The sequence below is a fragment of the Pelomicrobium sp. P1 genome (genome assembly GCF_052805615.1).
The window spans coordinates 37,539-54,647 of sequence record NZ_JBRBEM010000019.1 but is presented as its reverse complement, the minus strand read 5'-3'; the positions used below and the strand labels follow the sequence as shown (position 1 = coordinate 54,647).

Genomic DNA, 17,109 nt, shown 5'->3' with positions numbered 1-17,109 from the left:
GCAGGCCGAGGGCAAAACCACCATCCTCGAAATCCTGGTCTCGCGCGAGCTCGGCGACCCCTTCCGCCGCGACGCCCTCTCCAAGCCCAAACGGCTGCTGGAAAAGTACAAGGACTACGTGTGAGGCCCCGAGGGCGCCCGCGCGCCCTCGCGCAAGGATGAGAAGCGGGATCGACCCGCCCAAAGCCCAGCGGGCCGGGCGCCCCAAGGCGCCCGGCGAGCGCCGCGGCAAACCCTTAGGAGAATCATGAGCGTCATCGAGCATGTCACGCTCTATCGGCTCCAGGTGCCCTTGACCACCCCGTACAAGCTCGCGTTCGGGCCGGTCAGGGCCTTCGACACCCTCCTGGTGGAAGCGGTGGACTCGGACGGCCGCGAAGGATTGGGGGAGGCGACGCTCCTCACAGGCTACACCGAAGAGACCATTGACGGGAGTTGGGCGCTGACCCGGGAGCTGGCGCCCCGAATGGTGGGCCGCTCCCCCTTGGACGCGAAGCGCGTGGCCGAGGCGGCGGTCGGCGCGGCGCCTTTCACCACCACGGCCCTCGCCACGGCTGTGGATATGCTGGAGGGCCATCCATGTTTGTCGGTGGAGCGAACGACGACAGTGCCTCTGCTGGGACTCGTGAACGGCACGCAAGCCCACGAGCTGGAGTCGGAGATCGAGAAGCTCCTCAGCGAAGGTCACGGCACCCTCAAGATCAAGGTGGGCTTCGATCCGGAGCGGGACGCGCGCAAGGTGGCCCTGGTCCAGCGGTTCAACCGCGGGCGGGCCCGGCTTCGCATCGACGCCAACCAGGGCTACAACGTCGACGAGGCGCGCCGCTTCTTGCGGACGCTGGATCCGGCCAGCGTCGAGCTCTTCGAGCAACCCTGCGCTGCGGGGGACTGGACCGCGGCCAAGGCGGTGGCCGAAATCTCGCCGGTGCCCATGATGCTGGACGAATCCATCTACGGGATCGAGGATATCGAGCGCGCCGCACGCCTGCGATGCGCCAGCTTCATCAAGCTGAAGCTCATGAAAATGGGAAGCCTCGATCGCCTCAAGGCCGGCATCGAGCGCATCCGCGCTTTGGGCATGGAACCGGTCCTGGGCAACGGCGTGGCGTGCGAGATCGGCTGCTGGATGGAGGCTTGCGTCGCCCGGGAAACGATCGGGAACGCGGGCGAGATGAACGGGTTTTTGAAGCCCGTGTCGCGCCTGCTGGAGCGGCCCCTCCGGTTCGAGCGCGGGGCCATCGTGCTGGAGCCGGGCGATCGGCCCTCCCTCGACCGCGACGCGCTGGCACGCTACACGGTGGCGCGGGAAGGATTTTCCGCGAAAGCCTCGGCCGCGCTTTGAGCGTGTTTGCATGTAAGCGCTTCCAAAGGATGGGATGATGGGACGGAAAACGCTGGTCACCGGGGTCATAGGGTCGGACACCCATATCGTGGGCAACCGCATTTTGTCCATGGCGCTGGAGAAGGCCGGCTACAAGGTGGTGGCCTTGGGGGCGCTGACCCCGGCCGAGGACTTCATCAAGGCGGCGGTGGAGACGAACGCTGATGGGATCCTGGTCTCTTCCCTCTACGGCCAGGGAGAGCTGGACTGCCGGGGCTTTCGCGACAAGTGCATCGAAGCGGGCCTGGAGAACATCCTGCTCTACGTGGGCGGGAACCTGGTGGTGGGAAAGCAGCGCTGGGAAGACGTGGAGAAACGCTTCCTCGCCATGGGCTTCGACCGGGCGTTCCCCCCCGGCACGCGCACCGACGAGGTGATCGAGGCCCTCGCCCGGGATTTCGAGGCCCGGGAAAGGCAAAAGACAGAAGCGTGATTCACCAGGGGGGAAATTTTCGCTGATCGCATGAAGACGGCGCTCCTCATCGATTTCGGCAGCACCTACACCAAGCTGCGGGCGGTGGACGTGGACAATGCCCGCATCATCGGCGCCGGCCAGGGGCCGTCCACCGTTGCCACCGACATCACCGTGGGCATGGTCACGGCGCTCCAGGACCTGGAAGCCCATATCGGTCCGCTTCCCAGGTTTACCTACCGGCTCGCCTCTTCCAGCGCGGCTGGGGGCTTGCGCATGGTCACGGTGGGGCTGGTGCGGGAACTCACCGCGGAAGCGGCCCGCCGGGCAGCCCTCGGGGCCGGGGCGAAGCTAGTAGGCACCTTCGCCTATCGCCTGACCCGCGGCGATGTCAAAAAGATCGAGGCGCTTTCCCCCGACATCCTGCTGCTCGCAGGCGGCACCGACGGCGGAAACAGCGAGGTGATCCTGCACAACGCCGAAGCGCTAGGAACCTCCTCCCTCGCGTGTCCCATCGTCTACGCAGGTAATCGGGCGGCGGCCGAAGAGGCTCAACGGCTCCTCGGCGGCAAGACGGTCATCGTTGCCGAGAACGTGATGCCCGAGTTCAACGTGCTCAACATCGAGCCCGCCCGTGCCGCCATCCGCCGGGTGTTCATCGAGCGTATCGTGCACGCGAAGGGCATCGACCGGGCCCAGGCCCTGTTCGATCAGGTGTTGATGCCTACGCCCGAGGCGGTCATGGAGGCGGCACGGCTGCTGGCCGACGGCTGGGAAGGGCAGCCGGGGCTGGGGCCCCTGCTGGTGGTGGATCCGGGTGGGGCGACGACCGACGTGCATTCGGTGGCGGACGGGCAGCCGACCCAGCCGGGGATCATACCCCACGGCTTGCCGGAGCCGCGCGTCAAGCGCACCGTGGAAGGGGACCTGGGCATGCGCCACAACATTGGCGCCGTGGCCGAGATCGTCGGTCTGGAGGCCTTGGCCCGGGATGCGGGACTGCCCGCCGACCGGGTGAGGCAAATGGTGGATGAGCTCTCGCGCGAGGTGGAGCGGCTGCCAGAAAGCGACGAAGAGCGGGCCCTCGATCTGGCCCTCGGCCGCGCCGCCGTGCGTTTGGCGGTCCAGCGCCACGCCGGGACGCTGGAGACCGTCTACACGGTCCAGGGACCGGTCCAGGTGCAGCACGGCAAGGACCTGCGGGAAGTGGCCACGGTGATCGGCACCGGCGGCGTGCTGGTCCACGGCGCCGATCCTGGAGCGATCCTGGAGACGGCCCTGTTCGATCCTGCTGAGCCCTGGTCTCTGCGGCCGAGGGCTCCGCGGCTTATGCTCGACCGCGATTATTCCCTGTACGCCTGCGGCTTGCTCGCCCAGGTGGAGCCGGCAGCCGCGCTGCGCTTGGGCTGCAACTGCCTCGTTCCCGTGCACAAGGAGTCCCGTCATGAACGCACCGTCGGCGCCTGAGACTCGGCTACCCCTCTCCCAGGAACGGATCCCCGATGACGCCTTCGACGCCATGCGCCGGGAGAACCTGGCCCGCTGGCCCACGGGGAAGGAGGTGGTGCTCGAGCGGGCGGTGGAGCTGCACCAGCGGCTGCCGAAGCACAAGCGGCTCGCCTACGTCATGCGGCGGGCGGTGCAGGAGGGCCGCTGCCTTACCCAACCCCGGGGTGGCTTCGGCACTTTCCGGCTGCAACTGGAACTGATGCAAATCCTGGACAAGGAAGGACTAGCCGACATCGTGCCCACCACCACCGACAGCTACACCCGCAACGAGCAGTGGGTGCTGGCGCAGAAGGGGATCGAGGAGTCGGAGCGGGAAGGACGCTCCATGCTGAACGGCTACCCCATCGTGAACTACGGGGTTGAGGTGAGCAAGAAGCTGATCGAGGCCATCGACAAGCCGGCCATCATGCTGACCGGCACCGCCATGCCCAAGCTCACGGGGGAGATCGGTTTCGCCTCGGGCTATTCGGGCTACCTGGGTTCTGGCATCGCCTACACCACTTCCTACATCAAGGAACTCTCCATCGAGGAGGGTATCCGCAACTACCAGTACCTAGACCGGCTGGCGGCGCTGTACCAGGAGCACGGCGTCGAGCTGCACCGGCGCCAGCCGGGTTTCCTCACCGGCACCAACATCCCGCCTTGCATCGCCATCATGACCTGCGTCCTGGACGCGCTGCTGGCCGCCGCCCAGGGGGTCAAGAATTACGGCCTGGAGATGGGGCAGACGCTGCACCTCGTCCAGGACGCGGCGGCGGTGCGGGCTTGCCAGGATCTCGTTCAGGAATACCTGCGCAAGGCGGGCTACACGGATGTATTTACCCCAGTCACCCTTCTCCACTGGATGGGCGCCTGGCCCCACGACGAGGCCCAGTCGGCAGCCCTGGTGGTCTACGGCGGAACGCTGGCCGCCGTGGCCGGGGCGGTGTCGGTCACCACCAAGACCACCCACGAGGCGTTCGGCATCCCCACGCCCCAGGCGAACGCGGAAGGGTTGCGCATGACGCGCATGGGGATTTACCTGGCGCGCCGGATCCGTCTCGATCCCCTACCCGAGTTCCAGTTCGAAGTGGAGCTGATCAAGCGGGAAGTGCGGCCCATCATCGACAAGACCCTGGAGATGGGGGACGGGGACGCGGCGGTGGGGGCGGTGCGCGCATTCGAAGCCGGCGTCATGGATATCCCCTGGTCCCCCAACCGCTGGTGCAAGAGCCGGGTGATGCCGGCCCGGGACGCCGAGGGGTACTTGCGCATCCTGGATCCTGGCCTCATGCCCTTCCCGAAGGACGTGCTGGAGATCCACGAGGAGCGGCTCAAGCGGCGCGCGGAGAAGGATGGCGTGCCCTTCGGCCCGGAGCTGGCGGTGGCGAGCGTCTACGAAATCTCCGAGCCCCTGGCACGGCTTATGAGCGACGCTTGGGCGCGGGACTGAACCCATCGGGTTTCCATTGCTTCCTCCCTTGCGCCGGGCCTTGTGCCCGGCTTTTTTTATCGGCCGGGCTTATCTATCGGACGAGCGCTCGGCGAAACCCAAAGCGTGACCCCTTCCACCCGCTCGATGTGCGCTTTAGCGCCCGGGCGGGGCACGTGTTCCTGGGGGACCGCGGCGCGTGCCTTCCATCGTTCCCCCTTGAGCCGTACGTGCCCGGCGTAGAACCCGTGCTCATCCTGCTGGAAGTCGGAGAGCACCTCCACCTCTTGGCCGGGAAGCGACTCGGGGCCGACCTGGGGTCGAATTCGGGAGGCAAGACGCTGGAGCAGAAGCTCGATGGCGATGAAGATCAGGGCGGCGATGGGAAGCCCGTACCGGGCTGGCAGGTCGAGCCCCCAGTACACGCCCACGGCGAGCAGCGCCGAAAACGGAAAGGCCAGCAGAAGCAATACGACGCGTTGACCGACCGTCATGGGAGGGTAATGCCCGATATTTCCTTAGGCCGAGGACTGCGGCGGAATGTTCCGTGGGTCGTTATCTCTTGCGTTCGAGCAAGGCGTCCAGGCCGGCGAACGGCTTGTAGGTTGCCCGGGATTCAGGCTCGGTGCCGGGCGCGGGCCGGCCGCGAACCGACTCGTCCACGACCCGCGCGTGCTCGTTCTCGTGGCAGTAGAGGCACAGGAGCTCCCAGTTGCTGCCGTCGGGCGGATTGTTGTCGTGGTTGCCGTCCCGGTGATGCACGGTGAGCTGATAGAGCGTCGCGCGGGTGAATTCCCGCCCGCACCGGGCGCAGATCCAGGGAAAGAGCTTGAGGGCCCGCGCCCGATACCCTTTCTCCCGCTCCTCCCGGGCGCGCCGGGCCTCGGCCACGATACGGTCGAGGCGTGCCTTGTCCGGCGGTTTGCCGGGCGGCATGGCTGGCCTCCTGCAAGCTGGCGGTCCGCTGAAAACGGACGCACCGCGGTTACTTTCCGTAATTCACGATCACCGTCTTGGTGGCGGTGAAGTGCTCCAGCATGGATTCTAGGGAATACTCCCGCCCTAGCCCGCTCATCTTATAGCCGCCGTAGGACAGCCCCGCCCTCGGCCCCGCGTACTGGTTCACTTGCACGAAACCCGCCTGGAGCTTTTCCGCGAAGGCGAGGGCCTTGGCGAGATCGCGGGTCCACAGCGCCCCAGCGAGGCCGTACTGGGTATCGTTGGCGAGGGTGAGGGCTTCGTCGAAGTCGCTAAACCGGTACAGCAGCGCCACGGGACCGAAGATCTCGTCGGTGCACACCGGGGAGGTGTGGGGAACCCCCTCAATCAGAGTGGGCGTGTAGAAGTAACCCTTGTCTAGCCCGGGTGCGGGGCCGCCGCCGCACAGGATGCGAGCGCCCGGGGTGGCGCGGGCCATGTCCACGTAGGACTTGACCCGCTCGAACTGCTCCCGGGAGATGATGGCCCCCATCTGGGTCGCCTCGTCCAAGGGATCGCCGATCTTGAGCTTCTCCAGTTCCTTCACGGTGCGGGCGACGACCTGGTCGTAGACCTGGTCGTGCAGGTAGATGCGGGTGCCGGCGGAACAGGACTGGCCCTGGCGGGTGAAGCGCATGCCGGCGATGATTCCTGGCACTGCTTTGTCTAGGTCGGCGTCGTCCATCACGATGTTCGGGCTCTTTCCCCCGAGCTCTAGGGTAACCGGGCAAAGCTTTTCAGCGGCGTAGCGCAGGATCTGCCGACCCACCGAAACGGAGCCGGTGAAGCTTACCTTGCGCACCAGGGGATGCTCGGCTAGGGGTCGGCCCGCCTCTTCCCCGAACCCGGAGATGGCATTCACCACGCCAGCAGGCAAGACTTCGTTCAGGATCTCCACCGTGCGGGTCACGGTCAGGGGCGCTTGCTCGGCGCTCTTCACCACCAGGGTGTTGCCCGCCACCACGGCCGGACCCAGCTTCACGCACAGGAGGGCGAGGGGCGAGTTCCACGGGATGATGGCGCCGACCACTCCCAGCGGTTCGCGCGCTACGTAGGCCAGCGTATCCGGGTCCCAGGGGATCGTGCGTCCCTTGAGCTCCGACCACAGGCCGGCGAAGAACCGTAGCAGCTCGATGGCGCCGGCCACCTCGGGCCGAGACTGGGTGGCGAGGGCATTGCCGGTCTCCAACGCCAGGAGCCGGGCGAGGGGTTCCGCCTCCTGCTCCAGCCGGTCGGCGGCCCGGCGCAGCAGGTCGCCCCGCTCCCGGGCCGGGAGGTGCGACCAGGCGGGGTAGGCCCGATGGGCGACCTCCACCGCCCAGGCCACGTCCCGGGCATCGCACCGGGCGGCTTCCGCGATGACGGTTTCGTCGCCAGGATTTTCCACCGGAAAGGTGCGGCCGCTGGGCGGAGGCTGAAGCCGACCGTCCACCAGGACCTGGCCGGCGAGGCGGCGGGCTTCCGTCAGGGCGGCGGCCTTGGCGGGGCTCGCGGGGGTGCGCAGAGGTTCGACGCTGGACATGGAGGTTCCTCAAAGACGATGCACAGACGACACCCGCCCGCGCCAAGGCGCAACGGGCGCTCTTCGAATAAAAGGGAATTTTAGGCGCGCCCCAGCCGGGGCGAAACCTCTATCGCTCAGCCGGACGGAGGATCTCCGGCCGCTTGGCGCCGTTCAAAGATCGCCGAAAGGATTTTCGATGGCGCGGGGATCGCCCTGCAGCCGGCTCGGAAAGGTGCGCGGATGACGCTCTTCCCGCCAGCAGCCGCACGCCCGGTACTCCCCGGAGGCGTCGCCGAAGGACGCCTCCTCTTCGACCGGCCGGGGGAGCCGGTCTTCGATGCTCTTCAACACTGCGCTCATCTCGGGTCTCCTCGTCCGCGCTTGTGGCGCGGGCTTCCGCCGCTCTTTTCACGATATGAAAGAGCCACGCAACATATGATAGCGCAAGAAGTATAACGAGAGCTTACCGTTTCTATTATTCTTTCTTATGATTTGATTGGGCTCGACCAAGACGGGTTAATGGTCCTCGGGCCTGTGGGCAAGGGGGTGGTCAATAGGTTCTCGAACTTTGTCTTTTTCCATGAGGCCGGCCGCTGCGGCAAGCGGCGCGGATTCACCGACGCCGGAAGAGCCATTCGACTCCACGAGGCCGCGGTGAATTCCGACAAACGGCCGGATACCGGGAAAAGATCGAGCGTCAGGACTTTAAAGCTGATCCAAGGGGCTCACCACACCGCGGCCGCCGCGGTTGAGCACGTGCGTATAAATCATCGTCGTGCTCACGTCCTGGTGGCCGAGCAACTCCTGCACCGTACGGATGTCGTAGCCGCTCTGCAACAGGTGGGTGGCGAAGGAATGGCGCAGCACGTGCGGCGTGCACGGCTTGGTTATCCCGGCGCGCGAAGCCGCCAGCTTGACCGCCCTCTGCACCGTCTCCGGCAGGATGTGGTGGCGCCGTACCGCACCCGACCGCGGATCCGTCGAGCGCACCGTCGAAGGAAACACGTACTGCCAACCCCAAGCTTTGCCGGCCTTGGGATACTTGACCGCCAGCGCGTCCGGCAGCCACACCTCGCCGTAGCCGGCGGCCAGGTCCTCATCGTGCAGCTTCTTGGCCCGCGCCAGTTGGTCTTGCAGGGGCGCGATCAGATTCTCCGGCAGCATTGTCACCCGATCCTTGCCGCCCTTGGCCTCCCGCACCACGATCTCGCGCCGCTCGAACTCCACGTCCTTTACCCGCAGCCGCAGCCCCTCCAGCAGGCGCATGCCCGTGCCGTAGAGCAGGCTGACGATGAGCCACATCGTGCCGTTCAACTCGTTCAACAACGCGCGCACCTCGCGCGGCGTCAGCACCACCGGCAGGCGCTTTTTCACCTTGGCTTGCACCACCTCGTCCAGCCACGGCAGCTCGACGCCCAGCACCCGCTTGTAGAGGAACAGCAGCGCCGCCTTGGCCTGGTTCTGGGTGGAAGGCGAAACCTGTCGCACCGTCGCCAGATGCGTCAAAAACGCGCAGACCTCCGCCGCTCCCATCTCGCGGGGATGGCGCTTGCCGTGGAACAGTATGAAGCGGCGTGCCCAGTCCACGTAGGCCTCCTCGGTGCGCAAGCTGTAGCGCTGCACTCGCAGCGCTTCGCGCATCCGGTCCAGCAGCTTCGGGCGTTTCGTGACAATGGCATCCATTCGTCAAATCTTACGCAGCCTAATTCAGGAATGTAACGCTATGTCGTTGACTGTTTGGATTATGCAATTGACTTAGTCTGCTTGCCGGTCTATGCTAGCCTTCACCTAATTTTAGTTAGGGGTGTTAAACAATGTGCGCCAATAAGCCCTCCACACTGACCGGGTACAGAAAAAATGAAAATTCCAATCCTGTGCAAGTTGCTCGGTTGTCCGTCCGGTCTTTTACAACAAACCCATAAAAACACTTCTTTGAGGTATCCCATGCTTGAAGCTCTTTGGTCAGTTGAGTTCGTTTCAAATTCTCAAGGCGTTGGTGCTGGTGTAGCCGTCATCGAAAACGGAAAAGTTCTTGGTGGTGACGCACAATATTTCTACGTTGGCGAGTGCTACGTAGAAAACGGCATTGTTCAGGCTACCGTTAAAGTCACCCACTACTTTGGGCAACCACACTCCGTTTTTGGCCCAGCAAAGCAATTCACACTCTCCTTGTCTGGCAAACCCGCACAAACAACTTTCGATATGTCGGGGTATGTCATAGAAAACCCACAGCTAAAAATCCTCATCAGGTTTACCCGCCGTGCCGAGCTTCCATAACACCCCTAACAATTCCATCAACCCGGACTGGCTTACAGCGGGCTTCGCCCGCTTCCAGCCAGCCGGTTATGTCAAACGTTAGCCAGCCAAGCCAAGCGCACGATGAAAAACCAGTACTTCGGTGACATCAACGACTACCGCAAGTATGGTCTCCTGCGCGCACTACAGTCGGGAGGCAACAGTCGTCTGCTCGTCGCCTGGATGCTCACGCCGGACGACGACACCCGAGACGGGCGACTCCGGTCGTACCTCAAAGCTCCCGCCAAGTGGGAAAAGTACGACCCGGCTCTGTTCGCCGGTCTCGCTGACCTCCTTCGCGTGGCACGGCAGCCTACCGTGTCACTGATCGAAGGGACCAGCCTCCTGCCGGGAGCGTCCTACTACTCGGCGCTGGTCCCCGACGCGCGCCGGGAACGTGAGGCGTGGTTTGATGGCCTGCTGCGTGCAGCCTCTGGCGTCGATCTCGTATTCGTCGATCCGGACAATGGGATCGAGGTGCCCTCGAGGCCAGTCGGTCGCAGAGGCTCCTCGAAGTACGTCACCTGGGACGAAATCGGAGGGCTGTGGACGGCAGGGTGTTCGATTCTCATCTACCAGCACTTCCGTCGTGAGCCCCGTGAAGCCTTCGCGGAACGTATCGCGGCAGACCTACGTTCCCGCACCGGCGCAGGTTTCGTGGAGGCGTTTCGAACGCCTCGCGTCCTATTCCTGTTGGCAGCACAGGACCGGCATGCGAAGCGTCTCGGAGATACGATTCCCTTCCTCTCGCACCGCTGGAACGGTCAAATCAAGGCGATGGGGCTGGCTAACAAGCCGCTGCAGCCGACCGGCTTCGCCGGCGGCTGAGCGGGAAGACGTTATGCGGTCGGTAGCCCGTGAAATGAACGAATGCTCGAGAGTTCCGAGCTTGCGTTTCCGAGAAGTCACACCAGACCTATGGAAAGACTTTGAGGCGCTCTTCGAAGGCAAGGGCGGACCGAAGAATTGCTGGTGCATGGTGTGGCGGACGTTGCCCAGTAAAAGCCGCAGGAACAAAGCGGCCAAGAAGCAGGCGATCAAGAATCGCATCTTGGAGGGGCAGCCTGTTGGCTTGCTTGGATACCGAGGAAGCGAACCTGTCGCGTGGTGCTCGGTCGCACCGCGCGGCACTTTCCGCGACCTCGGCGGTCTCGACGATGATAGCACTGTTGTGTGGTCCCTTGTGTGCATGTTCGTCAAGCCTGAGCTTCGCGGTCTAGGCATCGGCCAGCAACTTATTCTCGCCGCGATGGAACTCGCACGTCGTCATGGTGCGGACGTTCTGGAAGCATATCCTGTCGATCCAGAGTCTCCGAGCTATCGGTTCATGGGCTTCGTACCCGTGTTCCAAGAACTCGGCTTCAGAGAGGTAGGGAGGGCCGGAAGCCGAAGGCATGTCATGCGCCTGGACCTGCGATGAGGGCTGGTATATATGAGCCGCACAACAACCGGCTGCAGCGGACGATCCCTCGCTGCGCGCGGGATCGCCGCTGAACCGGAGCGTTAGTCGGCCTTTGGAGGGTGCGCTGAAGCGCACCCTGCTGCTTGCAGCAGTCGGCCCCGCGTGACTCCAGGCCGGTCGCTAAGCGGCGAAATGGCCCTCGAAAGCGCGGAGCGGGATTGGTGTCGCTTCTATCCCCGCGCCGCTTCCCGTTCGGCGAAGGTGTCGTTGCGCACCCAGGGACGGCAGCGCAGGTACGGGTTGGGGTAGTGAACCGTCGCGCTCAGCTCGGCGGCGGCGTGCCAGGCCCAGCGCGGGTCGTAAAGCATTCCTCGCGCCAGCGCTACCATGTCCGCCTTGCCTTCGGCCACGATCGCCTCGGCGTGGCGGGGCTCGGTGATCATGCCGATGGCCACGGTGGTGAGACCTGTCGCGCGTCGGACCGCCTCGGCGAAGGGCACCTGGTAGCCGGGGTAGGTCTTGATGACCTGATTCTTGACTAACCCGCCGCTGGAGACATCGATCCAGTCACAACCCAGTGCTTTGAGGGCGCGGGCAAACTCCAGGGTATCCGGCAGGTCCCAACCGCCCTCGGCCCAGTCGGTGGCCGACACCCGCACGCCCAGGGGCCTGTCCTCGGGCCACGCCGCGCGCATGGCGGCGAAGACCTCCAGGGGAAAGCGCATGCGATTCTGCAGGGAGCCCCCGTAGCGGTCAGTGCGGCGATTGGAGAGGGGAGATAGGAACTGGTGCAGCAGATAGCCGTGGGCGCAATGCAGCTCCAGGGCGTCGAAGCCGATGCGGGCGGCCCGCCGGGCTGAGGCGACGAAGGCGTCGCGGATCGCCTCGATCTCCTCCATCGTGAGGGCGCGGGGCACAGCGGCGCCCTCGCCGGACGCCACGGCAGACGGGGCCACCGGCTCCCAACCCCCTTCCTCCGGCGTGAGCTGCCGACGTCCCTCCCAGGGCGGGAGGGTGGAGGCCTTGCGGCCGGCGTGGGCCAATTGGATTCCGATCCGGGCGTGTCCGTGGCGCTTGCAGAAATCCACCACCCGCTTCAAAGCCCGTTCGTTCTCGTCCGAGTATAGGCCCAGGCAGTAGGGCGTGATGCGACCGCGGGGTTCCACGTCCGTCATCTCCACCATGAGGAGCCCCACTCCCGAGACGGCGAATTGCCCCAGGTGCATGAGGTGCCAGTCGGTGGCGCAGCCCTCGACGGCCGAGTATTGGCACATGGGCGAGACCATGATGCGATTGTCCAGGACGGTCTGGCGCAGGCGTAGCGGCTGAAAAAGACGGCTGCTCATCGGGGGTCCCTTCGATAACGGACGCTTGGGGACAGGCAATCGCGCGACATAAGGATATCCCATAGGCGGATAATGATGTAAGCGGTTGCATAAAGCTCCCGCTTCGTATAAAGTGCCTCTCAGGCTCCGAAAAAGACCGCATGAAACGGGCCTGTGCACCTATCGAACCAGAGGAGACGATATGATGAACCGCACTCAGCTTATCCGCCCCTTTGTCGCGGCGGCGTTGGTCGTGACGGCGGGCGCCGCAGGGTGGCCCGTGGCCCACGCCGAGGAAAAGTATCCGTCGCGCCCGGTGGAAATCGTGGTACCTTGGGGTCCGGGCGGCGGAGCCGACCAGGTGGCGCGCCAGGCGGGCAAGATCCTGGAGGAAGTGCTCAAGGTTTCCTTTCCGGTGGTGAATGTTCCTGGGGCTACTGGGCAGACCGGTCTGACCAAGATGCTGACCGCCCCTGCCGACGGCTATACCATTTCCATCATGACGGGGGACACGTTCAGCTTGCTTGGCAGCGGGGCCAAGCTCAACTGGAGCCTCAATGATTTCGTGCCGGTGGCCATCATGATCCGCCAGCCGTCGGCGTTTTTCGTTGCCGAGAACGGTCCGATCAAGAACTGGAACGACCTGGTGAACGAGGCCAAGAAGCGGCCGCTCAAGGTGGCAGTAACCGGCTTCGGCAGCCCGGACGACATCCACGTCAATTACTTCAAGAGCAAGGGCATTAACCTGGTCTCGGTGCCCTTCGCTAAGCCTGGCGAGCGCTACAGCTCCATTCTCGGCGGCCACGCCGACGTGCTGTACGAGCAACTGGGAGACGTGAAGAGCTTTCTCGAAGGCAAGCAGATGCGGCCGGTCGTCGTTTTCGATTCCAAGCGCTTCCCTGCGTTTGCCGACGTGCCAAGCTCGGCCGAGCTTGGCTATCCCATCAGCATTTACCAGTTCCGCATGTTCATCGTCAAAGCGGGCACCGATCCCCAGAAAATCAAGGTGCTCTCGGATGCGCTCGCCAAGGTGGCGGCTGACCCGGGTTATAAGGCCTACCTGAAAGACCAGTATGCCCTCGAGGACAGCTATATTCCGTCCGCAGGCGCCCAGAAGTTCCTGGAAACCGAGCTCAATAACATGAAGAAATTCGCTGCTGAAGCCGGGATGAAGTAGAAAGCCGTTCCCCCGAGGGCCGGTGTCCGGAGATGCCGGCCTTCGTATTCCATAGCCCGCCGGAAGTGGGCAGGGGGAGCGAAGGAGGAGCGAAAATGATCGTCGAGCGGCTCAAGCGAGCGCTTCCCTACGGGGTAGTGCTGACGGCGGGTTTTTATCTATTCCACGTTGCCAACCGGATCGAGTATTTCGCGCCGCCCGGCCGGATTGGTCCGGACGCCTGGCCCAAGATCGTGATCTGGCTTCTAGTGGCAGCGAGCGTCTACGGGATCATCCGAGCGCTGACCCGCCCTAGTGCCGAACCCCTTCCCGAGAAGGAAATTGTGGAAGCGCCTGTAGGGGATCCTCATCCGACGCTCGACGCCGAGCCGTCGGAGAAAACCTATCCGGGGCTGCTCCTCATGGGGGTGCTCGCCACCCTCGCCTATGTGGCCTTGGTGCCCACGCTGGGCTTCTTTCTCGCCACGAGCAGCTATCTGATCGCCTTCATGGTCATCGGCCGCTACCGGAATTGGGCGGTCATCTTTTCCACTGGCATCATCGGATCGTTGTTGATGATGTTCTTTTTCATGCGAGTGGTCTACATCTCCCTGCCGATCGGAACAGAGCCGTTCTCGGCGATCACGCTTTTCCTGATGAAGCTGATGGGCATCAAGTGACGAGGTGACGACATGGACAACGTATTACATCACCTCGCTATCGGCTTCCTTCACGTGTTCGAGCCATGGAACCTGGTGGCGCTCGTGGTAGGACTCGTCATGGGCCTACTGGTGGCCGTGTTGCCGGGGCTCACGCTGGTGATGGGCGTGGTGCTCGCCCTGCCCTTCACCTACAGCATGGACGTCATCCCGGCTATCATCCTGCTTACCGCCATGTACGTTTCCGGCACCTACGCCGGAGCCTGGACCTCCATCCTGTTCCGCGTGCCGGGCGAGCCCATGGATGTTCCCCTCCTGTGGGACGGTTACACCATGGCACGCAAAGGCCAGGCAGCCCTTGCCCTGGGTTGGACCCTGACTGCCGCCCTAATCGGCGGGCTAATTGCCGCCACCTTCATGGTGGCAGCGGCTCAGCCCATCGCCAGGATCGCGCTCACTTTTTCCACGCCCGAGTACTTCGCCATCCTGTTCTTCGGCCTGGCGAGCGTGGTGTCCCTGGGCGGTGGCTCCCTCACCAACGCCTTCATCAGCCTGTTCATCGGGTTGCTGATCGCCAGCGTGGGGATAGACGAAACCTACGGGGCCGAGCGCTTCACCTTCGGTGTGGACATTCTGCGCGACGGCATCGACTACCTGGTGGTCATGGTGGGCGCCTACGGCCTCGGGGAAGTGTTCGCCCGGATGGAAACAGGCTTCAAGTCGGTGCCGCTGCAGGCGGTCGATAGCGTAAAGACCCGCCTGCCGGGTCTGCGCGATATGTGGCACGCCAAGATCACCTACCTGCGCGGTTCCCTGACGGGCATCATCGTAGGACTGGTGCCGGGTGCCGGCGCCACCATCGCCTCCTTCGTCTCCTACGGGGTCGAGATGCAGTACGGCAAGAAGAAGGAACAGCTCGGTACCGGCATCCCCGAAGGCATCGTCGCGCCGCAGACGGCGGCCACTTCTTCGGTGGGCGGCGCGCTGATTCCGCTGATCACCATGGGCATCCCGGGCAGCGGCGCCACCGCCATCATCCTCGGTGCCTTCCTGCTCCACGGGCTGCAGCCGGGTCCCCAGGTATTCGCTAACAGCCCCCATATCGTGTACGCGATGTTCGCGTCGCTTTTCGTCGGCATCGTCGGCATGTGCCTGATTGGCTATTTCGCTGCCAAGGTACTGGTGAAAGTACTGGACTTTCCCGAAGCAGTGGTGTCCGCCTACGTGGTGATGTGCTGTTTTCTTGGCGCCTTCGCCGCGCGCAACAACGTGACCGATTTGTGGCTACTGGCGAGTTTCGGGATCCTCGGCTACCTGTTCGAGCGCTTCCGCTTTCCCATTACGCCCCTGGTGCTGGGGGTCATCCTGGGCCCGCTCGCCGAGACCAACTTCATGACCACCATGGTCAGCTACAACAACGACTGGACAATTTTCTTCACCCGGCCGATCAGCGGCACCATCATGGTGCTCGCCATCATCGCGCTGGTCTTTCCGCTGGTACGGACGCAGTTGCGCAGGCGCAAGCTTGCCCGCGCGGCCGAAGCAGGGATGATGGCGCGCGAACCGGGACGCACTAGGGAGATTGGCTCATGAACACGCGGGCGGGAAAGATCGTTTCCATGGGCGTGGCCGAGATGGTGGCGGGGCTGGTGGCGCGGGCTCGCGCCGCCCAACGGATCTACGACCGGTACACCCAGTCCCAAGTGGACGAGGTGGTCACCGGGGCCGGATGGGCCATCGTGGAGCCCGAGCGCAACCGGCGGTTGGCGGAGCTGGCGGTCAAGGACACGGGCCTGGGGGTCGTAGAGGACAAGATCCTCAAGAACCGTCGCAAGACCATGGGGCTGCTGCGGGACCTCCGGGGTGCCAAGAGCGTCGGTGTAATCGCCGAGTACCCGGAGAAAGGAATCATCGAGATCGCCCGCCCGGTGGGTGTCGTCGGCGCGATCACCCCTTCCACAAATCCGGCGGCGACCGTGGCCAACAAGGTGATCAACGCCCTCAAAGGGCGTAATGCCATCATCGTGGCCCCCTCGCCCAAAGGCGCTTCCACCTGTGCCTTGCTGCTCGAGTTCATCCATGCGGAGCTCGCCCGGGTAGGCGCCCCCCAAGACCTGGTGCAGATGCTGCCGAGCCCTGTGTCCAAGGAGCTCACCCAAGAGCTCATGCGCCAGGTGGACCTGGTCGTGGTCACCGGATCCCAGAACAACGTGCGCGCAGCCATGACGAGCGGCACCCCCGCCATCGGAGTGGGGGCGGGCAACGTGGTGGTGATCGTCGACGAGACGGCGGACCTGCCTGACGCCGCGGCCAAGATCGCCGCCTCCAAGACCTTCGACAACGCCACAAGCTGCTCTTCGGAAAATCACTTGGCGGTGCTGGAAAAGGTCTACGAGCCCACCCTCGCCGAGCTCAAGAAACAGGGGGGCGCGCTGCTCACGCCCGAGGAGAAGGCGAAGCTGCAGAAGGCCATGTGGCCCGACGGCAAGTTGTCGCCTTCGGTCATCGCCCAGTCGGTGGCGCGCATCTGCGAAGTGGCGGGGCTTTCCCGGGAGGAGCTGAAGAGAGCGCGCTTCCTCATGGTGGAGGAGACCGGGGTGGGGAAAGACTACCCCTTCTCGGGGGAAAAGCTCTCCCCGGTGCTCACCGTCTACCGGGTCAAGGACTTCGACGCGGCCTTCGAGCTCACCTGCCGCATTTACGCCTACCAGGGGGCGGGGCACTCCATCGGCATCCACACCCGGGACGAGGCCCACGTGCTGCGCCTGGGACTGGAGGCGCCCACCTGCCGGGTAATCGTGAACCAGGCCCACTGCTTCGCCAACGGGGGAAATTTCGATAACGGGCTGCCCTTTTCCTTGTCCATGGGCTGCGGCACCTGGGGCAAGAACATCATCTCCGACAACCTGAACTACCGCCATTATCTCAACATCACCCGCATCGCCCGGGTCATCCCTCCGCGGGAGCCCAGCGAGGAGGAGCTCTTCGGCGAGTACCGGCAGAAGTATGGGATATGAGTAATTCACCACAGAGGCACAGAGGAAAGAAGAAAAACTAGTTTTTTCTCTGTGCCTCTG

At 64.2% G+C, this 17,109-nt stretch carries 17 protein-coding genes; 11 read left to right on the top strand and 6 right to left on the bottom strand.

Going from position 1 to position 17,109, the window contains the following annotated elements:
* Positions 1-247: 247 nt before the first annotated feature.
* Genes ACUVYZ_RS16115 through ACUVYZ_RS16100 form a run of 4 tightly spaced genes read left to right on the top strand, consistent with a single transcriptional unit; the run spans position 248 to position 4,734 of the window.
* The gene (locus ACUVYZ_RS16115) at positions 248-1,342 is read left to right on the top strand and encodes a mandelate racemase/muconate lactonizing enzyme family protein (RefSeq protein WP_439935413.1); all 1,095 of its coding nucleotides are present in this window, start codon (positions 248-250) and stop codon (positions 1,340-1,342) included.
* A gap of 37 nt (positions 1,343-1,379) precedes the next feature.
* Positions 1,380-1,814, top strand: a complete 435-nt coding sequence (gene glmS, locus ACUVYZ_RS16110) for a methylaspartate mutase subunit S (protein WP_439935414.1) — start codon at positions 1,380-1,382, stop codon at positions 1,812-1,814.
* A gap of 30 nt (positions 1,815-1,844) precedes the next feature.
* Positions 1,845-3,260, top strand: coding sequence for a methylaspartate mutase accessory protein GlmL (glmL, locus tag ACUVYZ_RS16105; protein WP_439935415.1), 1,416 nt, complete (start codon positions 1,845-1,847; stop codon positions 3,258-3,260).
* Positions 3,238-4,734, top strand: a complete 1,497-nt coding sequence (locus tag ACUVYZ_RS16100; protein ID WP_439935416.1) for a methylaspartate mutase subunit E — start codon at positions 3,238-3,240, stop codon at positions 4,732-4,734. The genes glmL and ACUVYZ_RS16100 overlap by 23 nt, the downstream gene beginning before the upstream one ends.
* Positions 4,735-4,790: 56 nt before the next feature.
* On the opposite strand, the gene ACUVYZ_RS16095 is transcribed toward ACUVYZ_RS16100, so the two are convergent.
* The 5 genes from ACUVYZ_RS16095 to ACUVYZ_RS16075 all read right to left on the bottom strand — a co-directional run bounded on the left by ACUVYZ_RS16095 (position 4,791) and on the right by ACUVYZ_RS16075 (position 8,878).
* A complete protein-coding gene (locus tag ACUVYZ_RS16095) occupies positions 4,791-5,207 on the bottom strand; it encodes an NfeD family protein (RefSeq protein WP_439935417.1) in 417 nt (138 codons plus the stop codon).
* Between the two features lie 61 nt (positions 5,208-5,268).
* Positions 5,269-5,649 carry a YajD family HNH nuclease gene (locus ACUVYZ_RS16090; protein ID WP_439935418.1) on the bottom strand — a complete coding sequence of 127 codons (381 nt, stop codon included), beginning with the start codon at positions 5,647-5,649 and terminating at the stop codon, positions 5,269-5,271.
* Positions 5,650-5,698: 49 nt separating this feature from the next.
* Positions 5,699-7,213 (bottom strand): aldehyde dehydrogenase family protein, encoded by a 1,515-nt coding sequence (locus tag ACUVYZ_RS16085; protein WP_439935419.1) that lies wholly within the window; start codon positions 7,211-7,213, stop codon positions 5,699-5,701.
* Between the two features lie 153 nt (positions 7,214-7,366).
* The gene (locus tag ACUVYZ_RS16080; RefSeq protein WP_439935420.1) at positions 7,367-7,555 is read right to left on the bottom strand and encodes a hypothetical protein; all 189 of its coding nucleotides are present in this window, start codon (positions 7,553-7,555) and stop codon (positions 7,367-7,369) included.
* Positions 7,556-7,900: 345 nt separating this feature from the next.
* Positions 7,901-8,878 (bottom strand): integron integrase, encoded by a 978-nt coding sequence (locus ACUVYZ_RS16075; protein WP_439935421.1) that lies wholly within the window; start codon positions 8,876-8,878, stop codon positions 7,901-7,903.
* A 174-nt stretch (positions 8,879-9,052) separates the two neighbouring features.
* On the opposite strand from ACUVYZ_RS16075, the gene ACUVYZ_RS16070 reads away from it, so the two are divergent.
* The 3 genes from ACUVYZ_RS16070 (at position 9,053) to ACUVYZ_RS16060 (ending at position 10,910) form a co-directional block, all read left to right on the top strand.
* Positions 9,053-9,472, top strand: coding sequence for a hypothetical protein (locus tag ACUVYZ_RS16070; protein WP_439935422.1), 420 nt, complete (start codon positions 9,053-9,055; stop codon positions 9,470-9,472).
* A gap of 102 nt (positions 9,473-9,574) precedes the next feature.
* The gene (locus tag ACUVYZ_RS16065; RefSeq protein WP_439935423.1) at positions 9,575-10,318 is read left to right on the top strand and encodes a hypothetical protein; all 744 of its coding nucleotides are present in this window, start codon (positions 9,575-9,577) and stop codon (positions 10,316-10,318) included.
* Positions 10,319-10,331: 13 nt separating this feature from the next.
* Positions 10,332-10,910: a GNAT family N-acetyltransferase gene (locus ACUVYZ_RS16060; RefSeq protein WP_439935424.1), complete on the top strand. Its 579-nt coding sequence runs from the start codon at positions 10,332-10,334 to the stop codon at positions 10,908-10,910.
* Positions 10,911-11,122: 212 nt separating this feature from the next.
* Here the strand turns inward: ACUVYZ_RS16060 and ACUVYZ_RS16055 are convergent, their stop codons facing one another.
* Positions 11,123-12,238, bottom strand: a complete 1,116-nt coding sequence (locus ACUVYZ_RS16055) for an NADH:flavin oxidoreductase/NADH oxidase (protein WP_439935425.1) — start codon at positions 12,236-12,238, stop codon at positions 11,123-11,125.
* Between the two features lie 181 nt (positions 12,239-12,419).
* Between ACUVYZ_RS16055 and ACUVYZ_RS16050 the strand changes: the two genes are divergently transcribed.
* The 4 genes from ACUVYZ_RS16050 (at position 12,420) to sauS (ending at position 17,049) form a co-directional block, all read left to right on the top strand.
* Positions 12,420-13,394, top strand: a complete 975-nt coding sequence (locus tag ACUVYZ_RS16050) for a Bug family tripartite tricarboxylate transporter substrate binding protein (RefSeq protein ID WP_439935426.1) — start codon at positions 12,420-12,422, stop codon at positions 13,392-13,394.
* 95 nt (positions 13,395-13,489) lie between these two features.
* The gene (locus tag ACUVYZ_RS16045; RefSeq protein ID WP_439935427.1) at positions 13,490-14,053 is read left to right on the top strand and encodes a tripartite tricarboxylate transporter TctB family protein; all 564 of its coding nucleotides are present in this window, start codon (positions 13,490-13,492) and stop codon (positions 14,051-14,053) included.
* Between the two features lie 12 nt (positions 14,054-14,065).
* On the top strand, positions 14,066-15,625 hold the full coding sequence (locus ACUVYZ_RS16040; RefSeq protein WP_439935428.1) for a tripartite tricarboxylate transporter permease: 1,560 nt from the start codon (positions 14,066-14,068) through the stop codon (positions 15,623-15,625).
* Positions 15,622-17,049: an acylating sulfoacetaldehyde dehydrogenase gene (gene sauS / locus ACUVYZ_RS16035; RefSeq protein WP_439935429.1), complete on the top strand. Its 1,428-nt coding sequence runs from the start codon at positions 15,622-15,624 to the stop codon at positions 17,047-17,049. The genes ACUVYZ_RS16040 and sauS overlap by 4 nt, the downstream gene beginning before the upstream one ends.
* Positions 17,050-17,109 lie beyond the last annotated feature (60 nt).

Excerpts from the sequence above, each read along its gene's own strand:
- ACUVYZ_RS16100 (WP_439935416.1), top strand. The coding sequence starts at position 3,238 with ATGAACGCACCGTCGGCGCCTGAGACTCGGCTACCCCTCTCCCAGGAA.
- ACUVYZ_RS16055 (WP_439935425.1), bottom strand. The coding sequence starts at position 12,238 with ATGAGCAGCCGTCTTTTTCAGCCGCTACGCCTGCGCCAGACCGTCCTG.
- glmL (WP_439935415.1), top strand. The coding sequence starts at position 1,845 with ATGAAGACGGCGCTCCTCATCGATTTCGGCAGCACCTACACCAAGCTG.
- ACUVYZ_RS16095 (WP_439935417.1), bottom strand. The coding sequence starts at position 5,207 with ATGACGGTCGGTCAACGCGTCGTATTGCTTCTGCTGGCCTTTCCGTTT.
- ACUVYZ_RS16115 (WP_439935413.1), top strand. The coding sequence starts at position 248 with ATGAGCGTCATCGAGCATGTCACGCTCTATCGGCTCCAGGTGCCCTTG.
- ACUVYZ_RS16085 (WP_439935419.1), bottom strand. The coding sequence starts at position 7,213 with ATGTCCAGCGTCGAACCTCTGCGCACCCCCGCGAGCCCCGCCAAGGCC.
- ACUVYZ_RS16060 (WP_439935424.1), top strand. The coding sequence starts at position 10,332 with ATGCGGTCGGTAGCCCGTGAAATGAACGAATGCTCGAGAGTTCCGAGC.
- ACUVYZ_RS16070 (WP_439935422.1), top strand. The coding sequence starts at position 9,053 with ATGAAAATTCCAATCCTGTGCAAGTTGCTCGGTTGTCCGTCCGGTCTT.
- ACUVYZ_RS16065 (WP_439935423.1), top strand. The coding sequence starts at position 9,575 with ATGAAAAACCAGTACTTCGGTGACATCAACGACTACCGCAAGTATGGT.
- ACUVYZ_RS16040 (WP_439935428.1), top strand. The coding sequence starts at position 14,066 with ATGGACAACGTATTACATCACCTCGCTATCGGCTTCCTTCACGTGTTC.
- ACUVYZ_RS16090 (WP_439935418.1), bottom strand. The coding sequence starts at position 5,649 with ATGCCGCCCGGCAAACCGCCGGACAAGGCACGCCTCGACCGTATCGTG.
- ACUVYZ_RS16080 (WP_439935420.1), bottom strand. The coding sequence starts at position 7,555 with ATGAGCGCAGTGTTGAAGAGCATCGAAGACCGGCTCCCCCGGCCGGTC.
- ACUVYZ_RS16045 (WP_439935427.1), top strand. The coding sequence starts at position 13,490 with ATGATCGTCGAGCGGCTCAAGCGAGCGCTTCCCTACGGGGTAGTGCTG.
- ACUVYZ_RS16050 (WP_439935426.1), top strand. The coding sequence starts at position 12,420 with ATGATGAACCGCACTCAGCTTATCCGCCCCTTTGTCGCGGCGGCGTTG.
- sauS (WP_439935429.1), top strand. The coding sequence starts at position 15,622 with ATGAACACGCGGGCGGGAAAGATCGTTTCCATGGGCGTGGCCGAGATG.
- ACUVYZ_RS16075 (WP_439935421.1), bottom strand. The coding sequence starts at position 8,878 with ATGGATGCCATTGTCACGAAACGCCCGAAGCTGCTGGACCGGATGCGC.
- glmS (WP_439935414.1), top strand. The coding sequence starts at position 1,380 with ATGGGACGGAAAACGCTGGTCACCGGGGTCATAGGGTCGGACACCCAT.